13 protein-coding genes are annotated in these 16,573 nt (G+C 72.4%); 4 read left to right on the top strand and 9 right to left on the bottom strand.

The features are described 5' to 3' along the window. The 4 genes from WMF36_RS12220 to WMF36_RS12205 form a co-directional block, all read right to left on the bottom strand. Complete coding sequence (locus WMF36_RS12220) at positions 1–3,465, bottom strand: sigma 54-interacting transcriptional regulator (RefSeq protein WP_437579770.1); 3,465 nt, start codon at positions 3,463–3,465, stop codon at positions 1–3. Positions 3,466–3,741: 276 nt separating this feature from the next. Beyond that, a complete protein-coding gene (locus WMF36_RS12215) occupies positions 3,742–4,605 on the bottom strand; it encodes a DUF2520 domain-containing protein (protein WP_437581898.1) in 864 nt (287 codons plus the stop codon). Between the two features lie 5 nt (positions 4,606–4,610). Continuing rightward, complete coding sequence (gene nadD, locus WMF36_RS12210) at positions 4,611–5,288, bottom strand: nicotinate (nicotinamide) nucleotide adenylyltransferase (protein WP_437579769.1); 678 nt, start codon at positions 5,286–5,288, stop codon at positions 4,611–4,613. Further along, complete coding sequence (locus tag WMF36_RS12205) at positions 5,272–5,889, bottom strand: hypothetical protein (protein WP_437489990.1); 618 nt, start codon at positions 5,887–5,889, stop codon at positions 5,272–5,274. Before WMF36_RS12205 ends, nadD begins: the two co-directional genes overlap by 17 nt. 202 nt (positions 5,890–6,091) lie before the next feature. On the opposite strand from WMF36_RS12205, the gene WMF36_RS12200 reads away from it, so the two are divergent. Then, positions 6,092–7,366: a 2Fe-2S iron-sulfur cluster-binding protein gene (locus tag WMF36_RS12200; RefSeq protein ID WP_437579768.1), complete on the top strand. Its 1,275-nt coding sequence runs from the start codon at positions 6,092–6,094 to the stop codon at positions 7,364–7,366. A gap of 51 nt (positions 7,367–7,417) precedes the next feature. Here the strand turns inward: WMF36_RS12200 and WMF36_RS12195 are convergent, their stop codons facing one another. From WMF36_RS12195 to WMF36_RS12185, 3 genes are all read right to left on the bottom strand, one after another. Next, entirely contained in the window at positions 7,418–8,149 is a 732-nt protein-coding gene (locus tag WMF36_RS12195; RefSeq protein WP_437579767.1) for a heme exporter protein CcmB, read from the bottom strand. Positions 8,150–8,157: 8 nt separating this feature from the next. Beyond that, the gene (speA, locus tag WMF36_RS12190; RefSeq protein ID WP_437579766.1) at positions 8,158–10,089 is read right to left on the bottom strand and encodes a biosynthetic arginine decarboxylase; all 1,932 of its coding nucleotides are present in this window, start codon (positions 10,087–10,089) and stop codon (positions 8,158–8,160) included. A 226-nt stretch (positions 10,090–10,315) separates the two neighbouring features. Then, entirely contained in the window at positions 10,316–10,693 is a 378-nt protein-coding gene (locus tag WMF36_RS12185; RefSeq protein WP_437579765.1) for a hypothetical protein, read from the bottom strand. A gap of 193 nt (positions 10,694–10,886) precedes the next feature. Here WMF36_RS12185 and WMF36_RS12180 point away from each other — a divergent pair, with 193 nt between their 5' ends. Further along, positions 10,887–11,915 carry a CPBP family glutamic-type intramembrane protease gene (locus WMF36_RS12180; protein WP_437579764.1) on the top strand — a complete coding sequence of 343 codons (1,029 nt, stop codon included), beginning with the start codon at positions 10,887–10,889 and terminating at the stop codon, positions 11,913–11,915. A gap of 51 nt (positions 11,916–11,966) precedes the next feature. Here the strand turns inward: WMF36_RS12180 and WMF36_RS12175 are convergent, their stop codons facing one another. Next, positions 11,967–12,452: a hypothetical protein gene (locus tag WMF36_RS12175; RefSeq protein ID WP_437579763.1), complete on the bottom strand. Its 486-nt coding sequence runs from the start codon at positions 12,450–12,452 to the stop codon at positions 11,967–11,969. Between the two features lie 252 nt (positions 12,453–12,704). Between WMF36_RS12175 and WMF36_RS12170 the strand changes: the two genes are divergently transcribed. Continuing rightward, positions 12,705–13,409 (top strand): transglycosylase SLT domain-containing protein, encoded by a 705-nt coding sequence (locus WMF36_RS12170; protein WP_437579762.1) that lies wholly within the window; start codon positions 12,705–12,707, stop codon positions 13,407–13,409. 209 nt (positions 13,410–13,618) lie between these two features. Further along, positions 13,619–15,007 (top strand): KamA family radical SAM protein, encoded by a 1,389-nt coding sequence (locus tag WMF36_RS12165; RefSeq protein WP_437579761.1) that lies wholly within the window; start codon positions 13,619–13,621, stop codon positions 15,005–15,007. Positions 15,008–15,136: 129 nt separating this feature from the next. On the opposite strand, the gene WMF36_RS12160 is transcribed toward WMF36_RS12165, so the two are convergent. Next, positions 15,137–16,387 (bottom strand): helix-turn-helix transcriptional regulator, encoded by a 1,251-nt coding sequence (locus WMF36_RS12160; protein WP_437579760.1) that lies wholly within the window; start codon positions 16,385–16,387, stop codon positions 15,137–15,139. Between the last annotated feature and the right edge of the window lie 186 nt (positions 16,388–16,573).

Raw genomic sequence — 16,573 nt, 5'->3', positions numbered from 1 at the left:
TCAGTCCTCCGACGTCCCGCCAAAGCCATACTGTTTCACGAGCTGGGAAAGACGTGGTCTCTTCATACCCAAGAGCACCGCGGCGCGCGTGATATTCCCGCGACTTTCGTCGAGCGCTCGGGCGATACACTCGCGCTCGATCTCGCGCTTCATGTCGCTCAGGCTGACCCCTCCTCGGACATGCGCGTACGCGAGCTCCAGCGGCGTGCGATCCATGGGCATCGACGGGGGATGAGGCTCAGGCGCCACCCGCTCCGGCGCCGAGGAGCGAGGACCGCTCGACGGCTCGGCGGCAGGAGTAGCAGGCTGCATGCCATGCCTCGATGTCGCCGGAGCGCTCGCCGGCTCCAGGGCCTCGAGGACCCGCAGCCCCTCGACGTTCGCCGTGAAGTCCTCGAGATCGATCACCTCGCCGTCCGCGAAGATCGCCGCGGCGCGCAAGGCGTTCTCGAGCTCGCGCACGTTGCCCGGCCAGGCGTGCTGCGAGAGGGCTGAGACGGCCCTGCCGGAGAGGCGCTTCGGCGCGGTGCCGCGCTCGGCGGCGATCCGCTCCAGGATCGCCGCGGCGATCACCGGCACGTCGCGCGGCCGCTGCCGGAGCGCCGGGACCTCCAGGACGACCTGCTGGAGGCGATAGTAGAGATCTTCCCGGAACTCGCCCCGGGCGACCATTGCACGCAGATCGCGGTGGGTGGCGCAGAGGATCCGGACGTTGGCGCGCAGCGGGGTGACACCCCCGACCCGCTCGAAGGTCCTGTCCTGCAGGACGCGGAGCAGCGCGACCTGAGTGCGCGGCGAGATGTCGCCGATCTCGTCGAGGAACAGCGTTCCTCCCTCGGCGATCTCGAAGCGCCCGCGACGGCGCGACGCCGCCCCGGTGAACGCCCCCTTCTCGTGTCCGAACAGCTCCGAGAGCAGCAGCGTCTCGACCAGGGCGGCGCAGTTCACCTTGATCAGCGGCCCGCCCCGCCCGCTCGCCTCGTGAATCGCCTCGGCGACGAGCTCCTTGCCGGTGCCGCTCTCGCCGTGGATCAGCACGGTCGCGTCGCTCGCGCCGACCTTCTCGACCTGGTGGAGGAGGCTGAGCAGCGCGGGCGCCGTCCCCACCAGCCGCTTGATCGCGGGGGCAACGGCCGACGGCCGGTGCGCGCGCGCGGCGACCCGCGCGCACCCGGAGCACGCGCTCGATCCGCACAGCTCGCAGCCCCTCGGCTCTGCCTCGGCGGCGATGCGCGCGCACACCTCCAGCCGGGCGAGCTCCGCGAAGGTCCGGCGCGCGAGGTACCTGCGCGCGATCTCGGGAGGGAGCGACGCGGCGATGCGATCGCGGAGCAGGGTCGCCGCCTCGAGGTGCGATCGCGTGGCCGCGGCGTCGTCCGGCGCGCGCGGCGGCCGGCCCCCGGACGCCGAGGCGTGGTGGAGCAGCACGTGCGCCTCCAGGGCGCGCTCGCGGCCGTGGTCCTTCCGCGAGAGCGCGAGCGCCTCGGCGGCGAGCTCCCCGAACGGCTCGCCGGCGGCGCGCGCGCGCAGCGCCTCGAGCAGCGCGACCTCGGCGAGATGGCGGTCGGACTTCGCCTCGGCGCGCGCCGCCTTGATCATCTGCGCGGCGAGCAGGAGGTCGCCGTCGTCGAGCGCGATGCGCGCCGCGACGGCGTAGCACTCGCCGAGCTTCGGGCCGGCGCCGTACGTGAAGGCGGCGCGGAGCTCTTCCCCGGCGTCGTGGGTGCGGCCGCGCTCGAGGTGGATCTGCGCCGCGACGTAGGCCACGTGCGCGATCCACACGCCGGGGATGCCAGGGCCGGAGACCTTGCGCGCGAACGCGAGCGCCTGCTCGGCCTCCTCGATGAGCCCGAGCTGGAGCCGGATCTCCGCGAGGTTCGCGATGAGGTTCACGAGCGCGACCTTGTCGCCGATTTTGCGGAAGATGCCGATCGCGCGCTCGAAGAGGCGCAAGGCCTCCGGGTACTCGTGCTTCAGGTTGGCGATGACCGCGAGGTTCGTGAGCGCGTAGCCGGCCGCCATGCGCTCGCCGCGCCGCTCGCCGTCGTCGAGCACCGCCGCGAGCATCGCGCGCGCCTCGTCGAGCCGGCCCCTGGAGAGCAGCGCGATGGCGCGGTTCAGCCGGGCGCGCAGCTCGCTCACGTGCTCGCCGGCGCGCGCCGCCTCCCACGCGTCGGCCGCGAAGTGCCGCTCCGCCTCGGACCAGGCCTGCTGCGTGAGGAGCAGCTTGCCGAGGATGTTGCGCGCCTGGAGGCGCGTCACCGTCTCGCCCGCGCCGGCGAGCCCTTCCTCCGCGTGCGCCTTGGCGGCCTCGAGATCGCCCGTCTTGCAGCAGAGCTCCGCCACCTCCACGGCGCCGCGCGACCGCTCCGCGGGCGTGGCCGCGGCGGCCACCGCGCGCGAGAGCACCATCGCGGCCGTCGTCAGGTCGCCGCGCGCGCTCGTCGCGCGGCCGTGCACGAGCAGCGCGGCGAACGACTCCCCCTCGAGCATCGCCGCCGAGGAGAAGTCGATCGCGAACTCGACGTCGCCGAGCCGGAGCGCGAGCTCCGCGGCCCGGAGCAGCCGCTCGCCGGGAGGCGAGCCGGACAGCGATCGCATCGATCGGGCCCAGCGCCGCCAGAAATCGGCGCGCGCCGACGGCTCACCGACCGAGGAGATCGCGAGCGTCGCCGCCGCCTCGGCGCGGTCGTCCCGGCCCAGCGAAGCGAAGAGCTCGCCCGCGCGCAGGAGGCTCCACGGATCGGACGACTGCTCCTCGAGCGCCTCGGCGACCGCAAGCACGTCCTCGGGGTCGACGCTGGCCAGGTCGACGGCCGCGCGCCGCGCCGCCACCCACCCGCGATCGTCGGCCTCGATCAGCCCGAGGGCCGCGAGCTCCTCGCCGGCGAGGGGGTGCGCGACGGCTCCGGGCCCCTGCTCCGCGCGTCGCGCCGCGAGCAGGCCGAGCTGCCCGGTCGGCCAGGGCCGCTGGCTCAGCGCGAGCCGATCGAGCAGCCGCTTGGCCTCGCGGCTCGGCTGCTGTTGCAGGGGGCGCGGCTCGGCCGGCGCGGCCAGCACGGCGGAGCACCAGCCCTCGAGCGCGTCGAGCCGGTCGAGCTTCGCGACGACCCGGCGCTCCGCGTCCGCCGCGAACGCCTCCCAGAAGCGGTGCAGCTCGTCGGGCGACGCGATGCCGTCGATCGTGATCGCGCTCGTCCACAGCCGCCTCGCGGCGTCGCTGCATACGATGACCAGCGCGGAGCTCGACCCTTCTGCGATGAGGCGGGAGACCTCCTCGAGCACGAGGCTCCCCCAGCTCGTCGGCTCCCCCTCGGAGACGAGCAGGAGCGCGCCCTGCGCGGCGGCGCTGATGCCCTGCGCGACCGCAGCCGGGTCCGCAGAGGCGACCCCGCAGCGCAGCGCGAGGTCGCGCCAGGGATCCCGATCCGCGGCATGCGCGGCCGAGATCAGCGAGCGCCCCACACCTCGAGCGCGACGCGCGAGGTGGGAGCAAACCGCGTCCAGGATCGGCCGCTGTCCATGGACGTGGAGCACCCCACGCGACGCGGCTTCACGAACGCGCTCGTCGAGCGCCCGGAACCCCCCGGCATCGCTCGTCGTGGCAGAGAGAACGCAGGCTGCGGCAACAGATCCCAAGGCAACAGAAGCGTACCTCTCCGCTGGACGTCGCATCAATGGATCCCGCCATCAGCCATCGATAAGCGTGTGCCGTGTCAAAAGAACTTTTCAATGAAGCTGCTAAGTTCCGTCCAGGACCTGCTGAATTGCGTCGAACGCGTCCGGAGGTGCTTCGCCCAGGGCGCGGGCCAGCGGGAGCTGCGTCGCCGCGGCGGCGACATAGAAGGGCACGAGGCGCGGCGCGAGCCGGCGGAGCGTCTCGAGGTGCCGCGCGACGCCGGCCGCGTCGCCGCGACGCACGGGCCCTGTGAGCGCGTCGGGCACGCCGAGCACCTCGACGTTGTCGGCGACCGTGCGGAGCAGCGGGCCGAGCATCTCGGCGGCGGTCTTCCGCTCGATGCCGGCGCGCTCGAGCAGGTCGACCCCGGCGGCGGCGAGCGCCGCGGCGCCGTTGGCGACGAGGCCCGCGGCGGCGTGGTAAGCGACGCGGTCGAGGCCGGGGACCGTACGCGGCGTCATCCCGAGGCGCACCCCGAGCGAGCGCGCGGCGCGCACGGCGGCGGGATCGCCGTCGATGTGGAGGTGGCCGCGCTCGAGGAACGGCGCAAACGCCGGCGAGGCGAACGAGATCATCGGGTGCATCTGCGCGACGGCGACGCGGCGGCCCCGCACCGCCGCGAGCGCCTCCGGGCCGAGCGCGCCGGCGCAGTGCACCACCGCGGCGTCCCTGTGGCCGACGAGCCTCCGGTCGCGCAGCGCCTCGGCGCAGGGACCGATGTCCCGATCGCGCACGGCGAGGATCACGAGGTCCGCCTCGATGGGCTCCGCCGGCAGCCCGTCCCGCGCGGGCCGGAGGGTGACCGGCAGCCCCGCGTCGCGGATCGCGCGCGCGAGCCCGCGGCCCACCTTGCCGCCGCCGTAGATGAACACCTCCGGAAGGGCGCTGTCGTCCCGGAGAATCGGCGACGGGCGCGTGCTGTCCATCTCGCTCACGGGCCGCTCCCGTAGAGGCCGTGCGCGAGCGCGTAGTCGAGCACGGCGCGCGGCACGCGCTGGCGGACGGCCTCCAGCTCGCCCGCGGCGAACGCCCGGCGGATCTCGCTGCTCGAGATCTGCGGGAGCAGCACGTCCGCGGGGCGCAGGGGGTCGGGGCGCAGGTGCGGGCGAGGATCGGCCGCCGCCGCGTCGAGGCGCTCCGCGCCGGTCGCGGCGAAGCCGGAGCGGCCGAGGACGATCGGCGGCGCGAGCTGCTCGATGCGGTCGAAGCGGTGCCACCGCGGGAGATCGGGGAGCACGTCGGCGCCGACGAGCAGGCGCATCGCCCAGTCGGGGTGCGCCGCGGCGAGGTGCTCCAGCGTGCGCAGCGTGAGGCTCTCGCCGCCGAGATCGCGCTCGACGGCCGAGACCGACACGCACGGGAGCCAGCCGAGGGCGAGGTGGCACATGGCCAGACGATGCTCGAACGGCACGAGCTCCTTGGAGAAGGGGTGGCGGTAGACGGGGACGACGAGCACCTCGTCGACCGGCGCGACGGAGATCGCGTAGGTGGCCGCGAGCACGTGCGCCACGTGAGGCGGGTTGAAGCTGCCCCCGAAGATCGCGACGCGGCGCGCCTCGGGCGCCACCCCGGGCGTCGCGACCGCGTGCGCCTCAGCCGTGCGAGCCACCTTGAACCCGCAGCTTGGGGCCGGCCGCGGACGGGCCCACGATCTCGCGCGCGGTCACCGCGCCGCTCGCGTTCATCACCTCGATCCGCACCCCGCCCTGCCCGTCGTCGAGGAGCGCCCGGCCGCCCTCGGAGCCGATCGGCCCGGGAGAGAAGAACGTCCGCGGGCCGACCTTCTTGATGAGCGGCTCGGAGCTCTTGCCGAAGACGAGGAGCGACGCTGCGACGATGTCCTCCTCGTCGAGCGCCGCCTTGTCGAACACGAAGAGCGCGACGCGCCCGTCCAGGATCTCGATCGTGCGCTGGCCCGGCGGGAGGCTCATCAGCACCTTGAGGCGCAGCCGGGCCCGCTCGGACGCCACGAACGCGTCGAGCTGCTCCGGCGTCGCGGTCGCGCAGCGCGCGGCCCGATCGAACAGGGCGCCCTCGGTGGGGTTCGCGCCGACCAGGCTCTGCGCCCAGCCCTCGACGACCCTGTCGAGGGCGTCGTCCTCGGCGACGTAGATGACCCGCTCGGCGTGGCCTTCGTCGAGCAGGTGCTGCGCGCCGCGAGCGAGCGCGGGCAGATCACCCTGTGCAGGGCCGAGGACGCCGAGGCGCATCGGTCACAGCATAGATCAGCGCGCGAAGCGGAGGGCACCTTCTCCACTCCGCGCGCTCGCGCCGGTGACTCCACCGCTCCTGCTCTCTTCTCTTGCACCGCTCTTGCACCGCTCTTGCACCGCGGTCGCGCCGCGGTTCCTCCCCCACGGTTCCGTGGCCATGGCGCGCGCGCCCCCGGCGCGCGTCTGCTAGCGTCCGCCCATGTTTCGGCGAGGTCGCGCGCTCCAGGATCCGGTCACCATCACCCTCGACGGAGCGGACGTCCCGGCGGAACGAGGAGAGCCCCTGGCCGTGGCGCTGCTCGCCTCGGGGCGCGTGACGCTCGCGCGGAGCCCGAAGCTGCACCGCCCCCGGGCGCCGACCTGCCTGCGCGGAGGCTGCGACGGCTGCCTCGCGCGGGTCGACGGGGTGCCCAACGTGATGACCTGCCTGCGGCCGGCCGCCGGCGGCGAGCGCATCGAGGTGCAGAACGTGGTGGGCTCGCGGCAGGCGGACCTGCTCCGGGTGACCGACTGGTTCTTCCCGCAGGGGATCGATCACCACCACCTGATGGCCGGCGTCCCGGGGCTGTCCGGGGTCATGCAGTCGATCGCGCGCAAGCTGGCGGGGCTCGGCCGGCTGCCGAGCGCGGCGCTCCCGCCGGAGCCCGCCGCGCGGCTCGACCTGGACGCGGCGGTGATCGGCGCCGGGCCCGCCGGCGTGGCGGCGGCCTCGGCGCTCTCGGCGCGCGGCCTCCGCGTCGCGCTGATCGACGACGCGCTCGCCCCTGCCGGGTCGCTCGCCGGGGCCCCGCGCCGGGCGGCGGAGCTCCTCGCGCGACACCCGCTCGACGGGGTCCGCGTGCTCTGCCGGCACGTTGCCGCCGGCGTTTACCTCGGCGAGCTCCTGGTCGCCGGCGACGCGGGCGCGACCGTGATCAGGGCGCCCGCCCTGGTCTTCGCCACCGGGGCGCACGACGGCGTCGCGGCGTTCCCGAACAACGATCTGCCGGGGGTCTTCTCGGCGCGCGCGCTCTGCCGGCTGCTCGCCTGCGGCGTCGAGCCGACCGGCCCCGTCGCCATCGCGGGCGAGGGCTTCTGGGCCGGCGAGCTCGCGAGCGCCCTCGTCGGCCGCGTCGCGGCGCGGATCCCGCTCGCCGCGCTCGCCGCGGTGAACGGGATCTCGCAGGTGAAGAGCGTGACGGTGCGCGACGCGCCCTTCGCCCCCGATAGCCCGACGAGCGACCTCAAGGTGGTCGCGCTCGCGGTGGACGCGCCGGCCGCGCCCTCGTTCGAGGTCGCCGCGCAGGCGGGCGCGCGCGTCGAGGTCGACCCGCGCGCGGGGTACGCCGTGAGGGTCGACGCGCGCGGCCGGGCCGGCGACGGCGTGTGGGCGCTCGGCGAGTGCACCGGCGCCGCGCTCGATCTCGACGGCATCGAGCTGGCGGCGAAGACCCTCGCCGACGACGTGCTCGCGGCGCGCAGCGCGGCCGCCTGAGCCTGCGATCCGCGGCGCGCCGCGAGCCCCCCGGCGCGGCCGCGCGGCAGGTCAGCCCTCGATGATCAGATCGAAGAGGCCGACCCCTCCCGCGATGAACACGACGTCGAACACGCCCATGAGCGCCACGTAATCGGTGAGCTCGCCGATCGTCGCGCCGCCGAAGAGCTCCCGGGTCCCCGCGACCGCGGCGAGCAGGGTGGGCGCGAGCAGCGGGAAGAGCACGCTCGCGAGCACGAGGTCACGGGCGCGCGTGCGCACGGTCATGGCCCCGAAGAGGGTGCCGCTCGCGGCGATGCCCGGCGTCGCCGCGAGGCAGAAGAGCGCGAGCCCCGCGCCCGTCTCCGCGAGATCCACCGCGAAGAGCAGCGCCGCGACCGGGATGATGATCGCCTCGACCGCGAACACGAACACGCAGAGCCCGAGCGCCTTGCCGGCGAAGAGGGCGCTCCTCGCGATCGGCAGGACGAGCAGGCCCGCGAGCGCGCCGTCCTCGCGCTCCCGCTGCCACGTGCGGCTCAGCGCGAGCACCGACGCGAACGCCACGCTCACCCAGATGACGCCGGGCGCCACCTGCTCGGCCGCGTCCTGCCCGGCGTAGAACGCGAGCGACGCGATCACGGCGACGAGCACCGCGAAGAAGCCGCTCGTGGTGACGATCTCGCCCGTGGCGAGCTCGATCGCGAGGTCCTTCCGCGCGACGAGCATCGCCTGGCGCACCCACCCGGGCCGGCGCCGGGGGAGCGACGCGGGGCCCGCGGGCGCCGTGGTGTCGGAGAGCACGGAGCGGCTCAGAGGCTCAGGTACGTCTGGTCCTTGAGCCCCCGCTCGTAGTCGGCGAGGAGCCGCATGCCCTCCGTCGGCTTCAGGAGGTCCTGCTTGATCGCGCCGTCCACCTGGGCCTTCACCTTCCCCACGAGATCGCGGTTGTCGTACTGGGTCATCGCCAGGACCTCATGGATCTTGTTCCCGGCGATCGTCTCCTCAATGTAGTACCCGCTGTCCTCGTCCTCATCGAGGAAGACGTGCACCTCGTTGACCCGGCCGAAGAGGTTGTGGATATCGCCCATGATGTCCTGGTACGCGCCGGTCAGGAAGATGCCGACGTAGTACGGCTCGTCGCCCGAGATCGGGTGCAGCGGGAGCGTGTCCTTCACGTCGTTGAGATCGATGAACTTGCTCACCTTGCCGTCGGAGTCACAGGTGATGTCGACGAGCGTGCTGTCCACCGCGGGGCGCTCGTTCAGCCGGTGGATCGGCACGATCGGGAAGAGCGCGCCGAGCGCCCAGTGATCGAGCAGCGACTGGAACACCGAGAAGTTGCAGATGTACTGATCGGCGAGCTGCTTGCGGAGCTCGCCGAGATCGTCCGGCACCTCCTCCGGATCGAGCTCCGACGCGATCTTCTGCATGCCCTCGGCGATCTCCCAGAAGAGGATCTCGACCCGGGCCTTCACGTCGAGGTTGAGCAGGCCGAGCTCGAACATCTTCTGCGCCTCCTCCTTGATCTGGAGCAGGTCGTGCCACGACTCGCCGAGGTTCGGCCCGGAGATGTTGTCCTTGATGTAGAGGAGGTTCTGGATGAGCTTGTGCTCCTCGGTCTGGATGTCGATCGGCGACATCGGCGTCTTCTCGATCGAGCCGAACGCCTGGACGACCAGCACCGAGTGGTGCGCGACGATCGCGCGCCCGGACTCCGAGACGATGTTCGGGTGAGGCACGCGCTCCTCGTCGCAGATGTCGGCGATGTTGTGCACGATGTCGCGCGCGTACTCCTCGACCGAGTAGTTCATCGAGGAGTGGAAGGTCGAGCGCGAGCCGTCGTAGTCGATGGCGAGCCCGCCGCCGACGTCGATGTACTCGAGGCGCTGCCCCATCTTGCGGAGCTTCGCGTAGTAGCGCGCCGCCTCGCGCACGGCGCGCTTGATGATCAGGATGTCGGGCACCTGCGAGCCGATGTGAAAATGGAGGAGCTTGAACGAGGCGCTCATCCCCGCCTCGTCCATGATCCGGATCGCCGCGAGGATCTCGGCGGTGGAGAGCCCGAACTTCGCGTTCTCCCCGCCGGAGGTCTTCCACTTGCCCGCCCCCTCGGTGAGCAGCCGCACCCGGAGCCCGATGATGGGCTCGACGTTCATCTCCTTGGCGACGCGGGTGATCATCCGCACCTCGGAGAGCTTCTCCGCGATGAGGATCACCTTCTTGCCGAGCTTGCGCCCGATCAGCGCCGTCCGGATGAAGTTCTCGTCCTTGTAGCCGTTGCAGACGATCAGCGACTCGGGGTCGGTATGGACGGACAGGCCGGCGAAGACCTCGGGCTTCGAGCCGACCTCGACGCCGTAGTGATAGGCCCTCCCCGCGTCGAGGATCTCCTCCACGACCTCCCGGAGCTGGTTCACCTTGATCGGGAACACGCCGCGGTACGTCCCGCGGAACTTGCTCTCGGCGATCGCCTTGTTGAAGGCCTCGTTGAGCGACCGCACCCGGTGGTGGAGCAGGTCCTGAAAGCGGATCAGGAGCGGCGTGCGGAGCCCCTGCTCGAGCGCGGCGTCCACGACGTCGCGGATCGCGATCTTGCTGCCGCGCTCCTGGAGCGGCGCGACCGTGAGGTTGCCGTCCGGGCTCACATCGAAATAGCCGCGACCCCAGCGGTCGATCATGTAAAGCGACTTGGCGTCTTCCGTGGTCCAGTCGCCGGTCTCAATCTCGTGCGCGCTGCTCACAGTCGTTCTCCTTGGCGGGGCTCGCGGCAGGCGACCCCCACCTTTCTGGGAGGGCCCAAGAGGGGCTTCAGGCTCATCAGGGGGACGTCAGATCGTCGGTCCGACGCTGGACGGCTGGACGCCGCGCGCTGGCGACGCGGCTCAATTACGATAGGAACGCCGGACCTTCAAGGGCAGGCAGCCCGATGCGATCCGGCATGGACGGTGCGCTCGACGAGCGGGTGGCTCAGGCCTGGGCCTTCGGGGTCGCCGAGGCTGCCTTCGCCCGCTTCGAGGCCGACTTGTAGAGGTCGAAGAGGCGCGGGACGGGGTACGTCTCGAGGCGCTTCCTGTACCCCTGGTCCTTCGACCGGTTCAGGACCGTCAGCGTCTCGTCGATGAGCTTCGCCCGCGTCCCGAACTTCTCCTTCACCGCGCTGAACGTCGCGTGGAGGCGGAGGAGCTTGGTGTTCGACACGTGGTCCAGCCCCTTGGACCCGCCCCGATCGGAGCTGACGCGCCCGAGCCAGAGGTCCTCGGTCGCGAACCCTTTCACGGCCTCGACGAGCTTTGCCTTGTCGCCGAAGCGCTCCTTCACGATTGCAAGCGGATTTTTGCTGGCCATTGCTGAAACTCCCACGGGCAGGCGAGGCCTGCACCGGACATGCGCGAGATGACTCGCACGGCATTGAAGAGGGGGCGCGATCTAGCAGAGCGGCCTGGGTCACCGCAAGGGCGCGTCGCGGATGGCCCCACGGGCGGCGGAGGGCGCGCCGGCGGCGGGGCCAGCGCGTCGCCGCTGTGCTGGGCCACGGATCATGGTACAGGGCGCGCCGATGCTCAACCTGGGGAGCTGGCTCGTGGCGCTCGTCGACCGGCTCCGGCCCCTCCGGCCGCCCTCGGACGTGGGCTCCCGCCTCGCCGAGCCCTCTTCGGCCCTGGCGAGCACCCTCCTCAAGGCGCTTTTCCCGGTCGTCGCGTTCATCGCGCTCGCGCCCGTCCTCTGGCTCTTCTTCCGGCGCACCTGGCGGGAGCTCGACGTCGAGGCCCACGAGCACCAGCGGCGCACCCTCGCCGCCGGGGGCTACGACCGCCGCCCCGCCGTCCTGTTCACGATCACCGCGGTCGTGCTCATGCTGCAGCAGTACTACGGCGGCAGGGCGGTCTACGACGAGCACATCCGGCCGTGGCTGCGCGAGCTCGAGCTCGCCCAGACGCTCTCGCCGGCCGGCGTGATCGTGCCGATCTCGCTCCGCCGCTACGACGAGCTCTACAGCTACGTGTGGTGGTCGTTCACCCGCGTCTTCGGCTACGTGGCCATCCCCATGGGCGCGTGGAAGCTCTGCTTCCCCAAGGACAGCCTGCTCGACATGGGGCTGCGCGTCCGGGGGCTCGCGAAGCACGCGTGGATCTATGGGCTCTGCCTCGCCGTCGTGGTCCCGGCGGTGTTCCTCGTCGCGAGCGCGCCCGACTTCGGGAATTACTACCCCTTCTACAAGCAGTCCTCCCGCTCCTGGTTCGACCTCATCGCCTGGGAAGCGATGTACTTCGCCCAGTTCTTCGCGCTGGAGATCTTCTTCCGCGGCTTCTGGCTCGCCGGCCTCCGGCACACCCTGGGCTCCGGCGCGATCTTCGCGATGATCGTCCCCTACTGCATGATCCACTTCGGCAAGCCGTACCTGGAGGCGGCCGGCGCCGTGGTCGCCGGGATCGCGCTCGGCTCGCTCGCGATGCGCACGAAGAGCATCTACTCGGGCTTCCTGGTCCACGTCACCGTCGCGCTGCTCATGGACCTCGTCGCGCTGTCGAACCGCGGCGCGCTGCCAAAATCGTTCTGGGGGACGTAACACCGGCGAGGGGGACGGCGAGGGGGACGCCGCCGGCCCTCGCGCGGCGGCTCAGCCGAGCGTCCGGGTCAGCTTGCGCATGATCTCGGCGCGGCTCCGGTCCCGGATCTCGCGCCGGTAGAGCGCCTCCAGCGCGACGGCGGCCGCGCGCGCCGCGTCGCGGTGCTCGCCGTCCCAGGGGAGCACCGCGAGCCGCCGCCAGAGGATCTTCTCCAGGAGCCGGGGCCGGCGCCTGGCCAGCGCGCCGCTCGCGAGCTCGATGACCCGGGCGGAGGCGGGGTCGGCGCGCATCGCGCGCACGAAGAAGCCCACGGCGGCGGTGACGCGGCGGCCGCTGCGCATCGCCTGCACGCCCGCGTCGCACAGCGCCTCGGCCCGCTCGCGCGGGGTCGTGGCGCGCCGCGCGCGCTCCCGCGCGGCCTGCACCTCGGCGCTCAGCGCGTCCCGGCGCCGCCGGGCAGGGCGCATCTTGACCACGAGAAACAGGATGAAGAGGGCCGCAACCCCCGCGAGCACGTGTCGCCAGCCGATCTCCATGGCGTCCGCCTTAGTACAGCGCCCGGAACGTGCTCACCAGAGCGAGCTTCCACGCAGACGCCGCGGCGCGGCGGACCCCCTCGCGCGGGCGTCCCCGGAATGACGCCGCGGACCGAGGCGTTCACCGCGACGCCGCGTCCCCGCGGCGCTCGTCGCGACACCGCGCCCCCGCGGACATTCGTCACGACACCGCGCCGCGACGTTCCTTTCCGCCGCCACGGTGCGGTTTGCGCGAGCAGGCGATCCCAACCTATGCTGAGCCGAGAGATGCCCGTCCAGTCGTCGACCTCCGGCTCCTCCGTTCGCGTGCCCCTGCGGGCCCTCGCCGCCGCGCTCGGGCTCGCCGCCCTCGCGCTGCACCCGGGCAGCGCGCTCGCCGATATCTTCACGTACACCGACGCGGATGGGACGGTGCACTTCTCGAACCGCTCCGCCGGCGACGCGCGGTTCAAGCTGTACATCAAGGGCGACGGGCGCCGCTCCTCGACGCGCCCCGGCGTGACCCCGGTCGCCCCGAGCGACAAATCCCTCGAGCGCTTCAGCCGCTACGACGCGTGGATCCGGCAGGCCGCGGCGCTCTACCAGATCCCCGAGGAGCTCGTCCGCGCCATCATCAAGTGCGAGAGCGACTACGATCCGCGGGCCGTCTCGCCCGTCGGCGCCCAGGGGCTGATGCAGCTGATGCCCGAGACCGGCCTCCGCATGCAGGTGCGCGACGCGTTCGACGCGCGAGAGAACATCTTCGGAGGAACGCGGTACCTGCGCATCCTGGCCAACCTCTTCAACGGAGATCTCGATCTCACCATCGCCGGATACAACGCCGGCGAAGGGGCGGTGATGCGGTACGGCGGCATCCCGCCCTACGCGGAAACCCAGGCCTATGTGACGCGCGTGCGGACCTACTATGCGCGCTACCGAACCACCCGGGATACAACGGTGGCTTCCATCGAGCCCTGATCGGCTCGCCCGCCGCACCGCCCTTCCGCCCGCCAGCCGGAGGCGCCGCTCGACGGCGCAGCGCACACCGCCCCCGACGGGCGTACCGCGATGCTACGATCCCAGGAACCGCTGCCGCAGCCTCTCCCCGGGCAGGCCCCGGGAAGCACAGGCGCACGCGGCCAATCTCCTGACGCTCTCTCTGCTCCGCGCGGGCAAGGGTCCACGACATGACGACCACCTCGAGCCTCATCGAACTCACAAAGCGAAGCCCCGACATCGCGACCCTCAAGCCGCCGGTGGATCCGGCGTCGCTCCAGCACACGAACCTGCTCGAGGTGCCCGACTTCCGGAGGATCCCGGCGTACGCCGACGTGACCGACGAGCAGTTCATGGACCACCGGTGGCAGGCGAAGAAGTCGATCACCCGCCCGGACAAGCTGCTCGACACGCTGCGCGGGATGGTGTCGGACGACTTCATCCGGGACGCCACCGAGGGCTTCGCGCACGCGCCGATGAGCGTCCGCGTCTCGCCGTACATGCTCTCGCTGATCGACTGGAGCGATCCCTACAGCGATCCGCTACGGACGCAGTTCATCCCGCTGGCCTCGCGCTTCCTGCCGGATCACCCGAAGCTCGGGCTCGACTCGCTGCACGAGCGCGCGGACGCGCCTGTCCCCGGGCTGACGCACCGGTACGCCGACAAGGCGCTGTTTCTCCCGCTCGACACCTGCCCCGTGTACTGCCGCTTCTGCACGCGCAGCTACGCGGTGGGCATCGACACGGAGGAGGTCGAGAAGACCCACTTCAAGGTCGACGAGGAGCGGTGGAAGCGCGCGTACGCGTACATCGCCTCGCGCCCGGAGCTGGAGGACATCGTCGTCTCCGGCGGCGACGCGTACAACCTGCGGCCGGAGCAGCTCGGCGCGATCGGCGAGACGCTCCTCAGGATGCCGAACATCCAGCGCATCCGCCTCGCCACCAAGGGCCCGGCGGTGATGCCGCAGAAGATCCTCACCGACGACGAGTGGATCGACGCGGTCACGCGCACGGTGGAGCTCGGACGGAAGCTGCACAAGGAGGTCGTGATCCACACGCACTTCAACCACCCGAACGAGATCACGGGCGTCACCCGCGACGCGATGAACAAGCTGTTCGAGCGCGGGATCACGGTCAGGAACCAGTCCGTGCTGCAGCGGGGGGTGAACGACACGCCCGAGACGATGAAGCTGCTGGTGAAGCGCCTGGGGCACCTGCACGTGCACCCCTATTACGTCTACATCCACGACCTCGTCCGCGGCGTGGAGGACCTCCGGACCACGCTCGCGACCGGGCTCATGATCGAGAAGCACGTGCGCGGCTCGACCGCCGGGTTCAACACGCCGACGTTCGTCGTCGACGCCCCCGGCGGCGGCGGCAAGCGCGACGCGCACTCGTTCGAGCACTACGACCGCACGACCGGGATCTCGGTGTTCGAGGCGCCGAGCGTCAAGCCGGGGCAGCGGTACACGTACTTCGATCCGATCGATCAGCTCCCGCCCGAGGGGCGCGGCCGCTGGGCGGACCCGGCGGAGCACCAGAAGATGATCGACGAGGCGCTCCGCGCATCGCCGCGCTGAGGCGGCGCGCGAGCACGGGCGGAGGAGGAGCCGCGCGCAGCGAGCGCTCGCGCGCGGGCTCCATCGACCGAAGAGCCGGATCGAGCCGCCTGCCAGCCGCGGCTCCGGCAGGCGGGCTCGCGCGCGGCCCTAGCCCTCGGCCGGCGGCGCCTCTGCGTAGCGGGCGAGCGCGCCGGCCAGCTCACGCTTCACGCGGTCCACGAGGTCGGACGGCTCGACGACGCGGGCGGTCTCACCAAAGCCGAGCACCCACGTCGCGAGCTCCGTCATGTCGCCGATGTGCATCGTGAGCCGCACGCCGCCGCCGGGCAGCGGCGTGATCTCCTGAGAGGGGTGCACCTTGCGCGTCCGCACGAACTCGGTCACGCGCTCGTCGAAGTCGATCACGACGCGCCGGGGCTCGCCCCCACGCCAGATGCCGAACTGGCCCTGGAAGTAGTCGTCGATGGAGAAATCAGGGGGCAGCTCGAACCGCTCGGTGACGGCGCACTCCGTGTCACGCATGCGATCGAGCAGGAACGTGCGCACCTCGCCGCGGCTGACGTGAAGGCCCACGCAGTAGATCGCGTCCTTGTAGAGGACGAGCGCGTACGGGTGGATGAGCACCCGCTCCTCGCGCCCGTCCCGCGAGCGGCGGTAGCGACACCGGAGCGGGCGCAGGTCGGCGACGGACTGGAACAGGTCGTCGAGCTCCTCGGTCCGCGCGGCGTAGTCCTTCGGGGCGAACGGGAGATAGAGGAAGCGCTCCTCCAGCCGCGCGTCGGCGACGCCGGCGTTCGGGCCGCGCCCCGGCCTGCGCGCGACGCCGAGCAGGCGCTGCGCGGCGAGGTCGATCTCCTCGAAGAGGGTCGAGCCGCGCATCGGCTCGAAGAGCCGGCGGGCGGCGAGCAGGGCGTACGCCTGCGTCCGCCGCACCTCGACGCGCCGGGGCGCCTCGCTCGGGGATAGCCGCCAGAGGCGAGGGCCGCCGGGGCGCGTGGCGACCGACACGAGGTCGAGCTCGCGCTTGACCTCGACGAGGTAGCGCCGGAGCGAGCGCGGCGTGACGTTGAGCTCGCGCGCCAGCTCGTAGATCGTCAGGCCGGCAGGGTGCTTCTGCAGCAAGCTGCGCAGCGAGTCGAGCCGCCGGTGCTGCGTGAACGGGCCGCGCGGCCGGCCGCGCTGCGCGCCGCCCTTGGCGTCGTCCTCGTCGTCCTCGTCGTCGTCCTCCGGCGCGGGCGGCTTCTTCGAGTCCGGCGCAGGCGGCTTCTTCGAGGCGGTCGCAGGAGAGCTCGCGTCCGCCCGTGCAGGGGCCGCCGGGGGGCGCACGCTCGGCGGAGGCGGGGCCGCCGTGCTCGGCCTGGCGTCGAGCACCGCGTCCCCCGTGAGCCGCGGCGTCACGCCCGCACGCGGCTTCGAGGGCGGCAGCGCGCTGCTGGAGAACGGGTCGGCTGCCTGGCCGACACGCGCGCGAGGCGCGCTCGCGGCCCCGCTCGAGCCGCCGGCACCCCGCGCGCGAGTGGGCGAGGTGGCCGGCGCTGGGGCACCCCCGGGGCCTGTGCGAACAGCGCGCGCCATTGGCTCAGC

Origin of the sequence: Sorangium sp. So ce887 (assembly GCF_051521455.1) — a bacterium.
Classification (GTDB): Bacteria; Myxococcota_A; Polyangia; order Polyangiales; family Polyangiaceae; genus Sorangium.
The sequence above is the reverse complement of the archived record's forward strand: the minus strand, read 5'-3'. Positions and strand labels throughout refer to the sequence as shown.

Excerpts from the sequence above, each read along its gene's own strand:
- WMF36_RS12180 (WP_437579764.1), top strand. The coding sequence starts at position 10,887 with ATGGTACAGGGCGCGCCGATGCTCAACCTGGGGAGCTGGCTCGTGGCG.
- WMF36_RS12175 (WP_437579763.1), bottom strand. The coding sequence starts at position 12,452 with ATGGAGATCGGCTGGCGACACGTGCTCGCGGGGGTTGCGGCCCTCTTC.
- WMF36_RS12215 (WP_437581898.1), bottom strand. The coding sequence starts at position 4,605 with ATGGACAGCACGCGCCCGTCGCCGATTCTCCGGGACGACAGCGCCCTT.
- WMF36_RS12170 (WP_437579762.1), top strand. The coding sequence starts at position 12,705 with ATGCTGAGCCGAGAGATGCCCGTCCAGTCGTCGACCTCCGGCTCCTCC.
- WMF36_RS12205 (WP_437489990.1), bottom strand. The coding sequence starts at position 5,889 with ATGCGCCTCGGCGTCCTCGGCCCTGCACAGGGTGATCTGCCCGCGCTC.
- WMF36_RS12200 (WP_437579768.1), top strand. The coding sequence starts at position 6,092 with ATGTTTCGGCGAGGTCGCGCGCTCCAGGATCCGGTCACCATCACCCTC.
- WMF36_RS12165 (WP_437579761.1), top strand. The coding sequence starts at position 13,619 with ATGACGACCACCTCGAGCCTCATCGAACTCACAAAGCGAAGCCCCGAC.
- WMF36_RS12185 (WP_437579765.1), bottom strand. The coding sequence starts at position 10,693 with ATGGCCAGCAAAAATCCGCTTGCAATCGTGAAGGAGCGCTTCGGCGAC.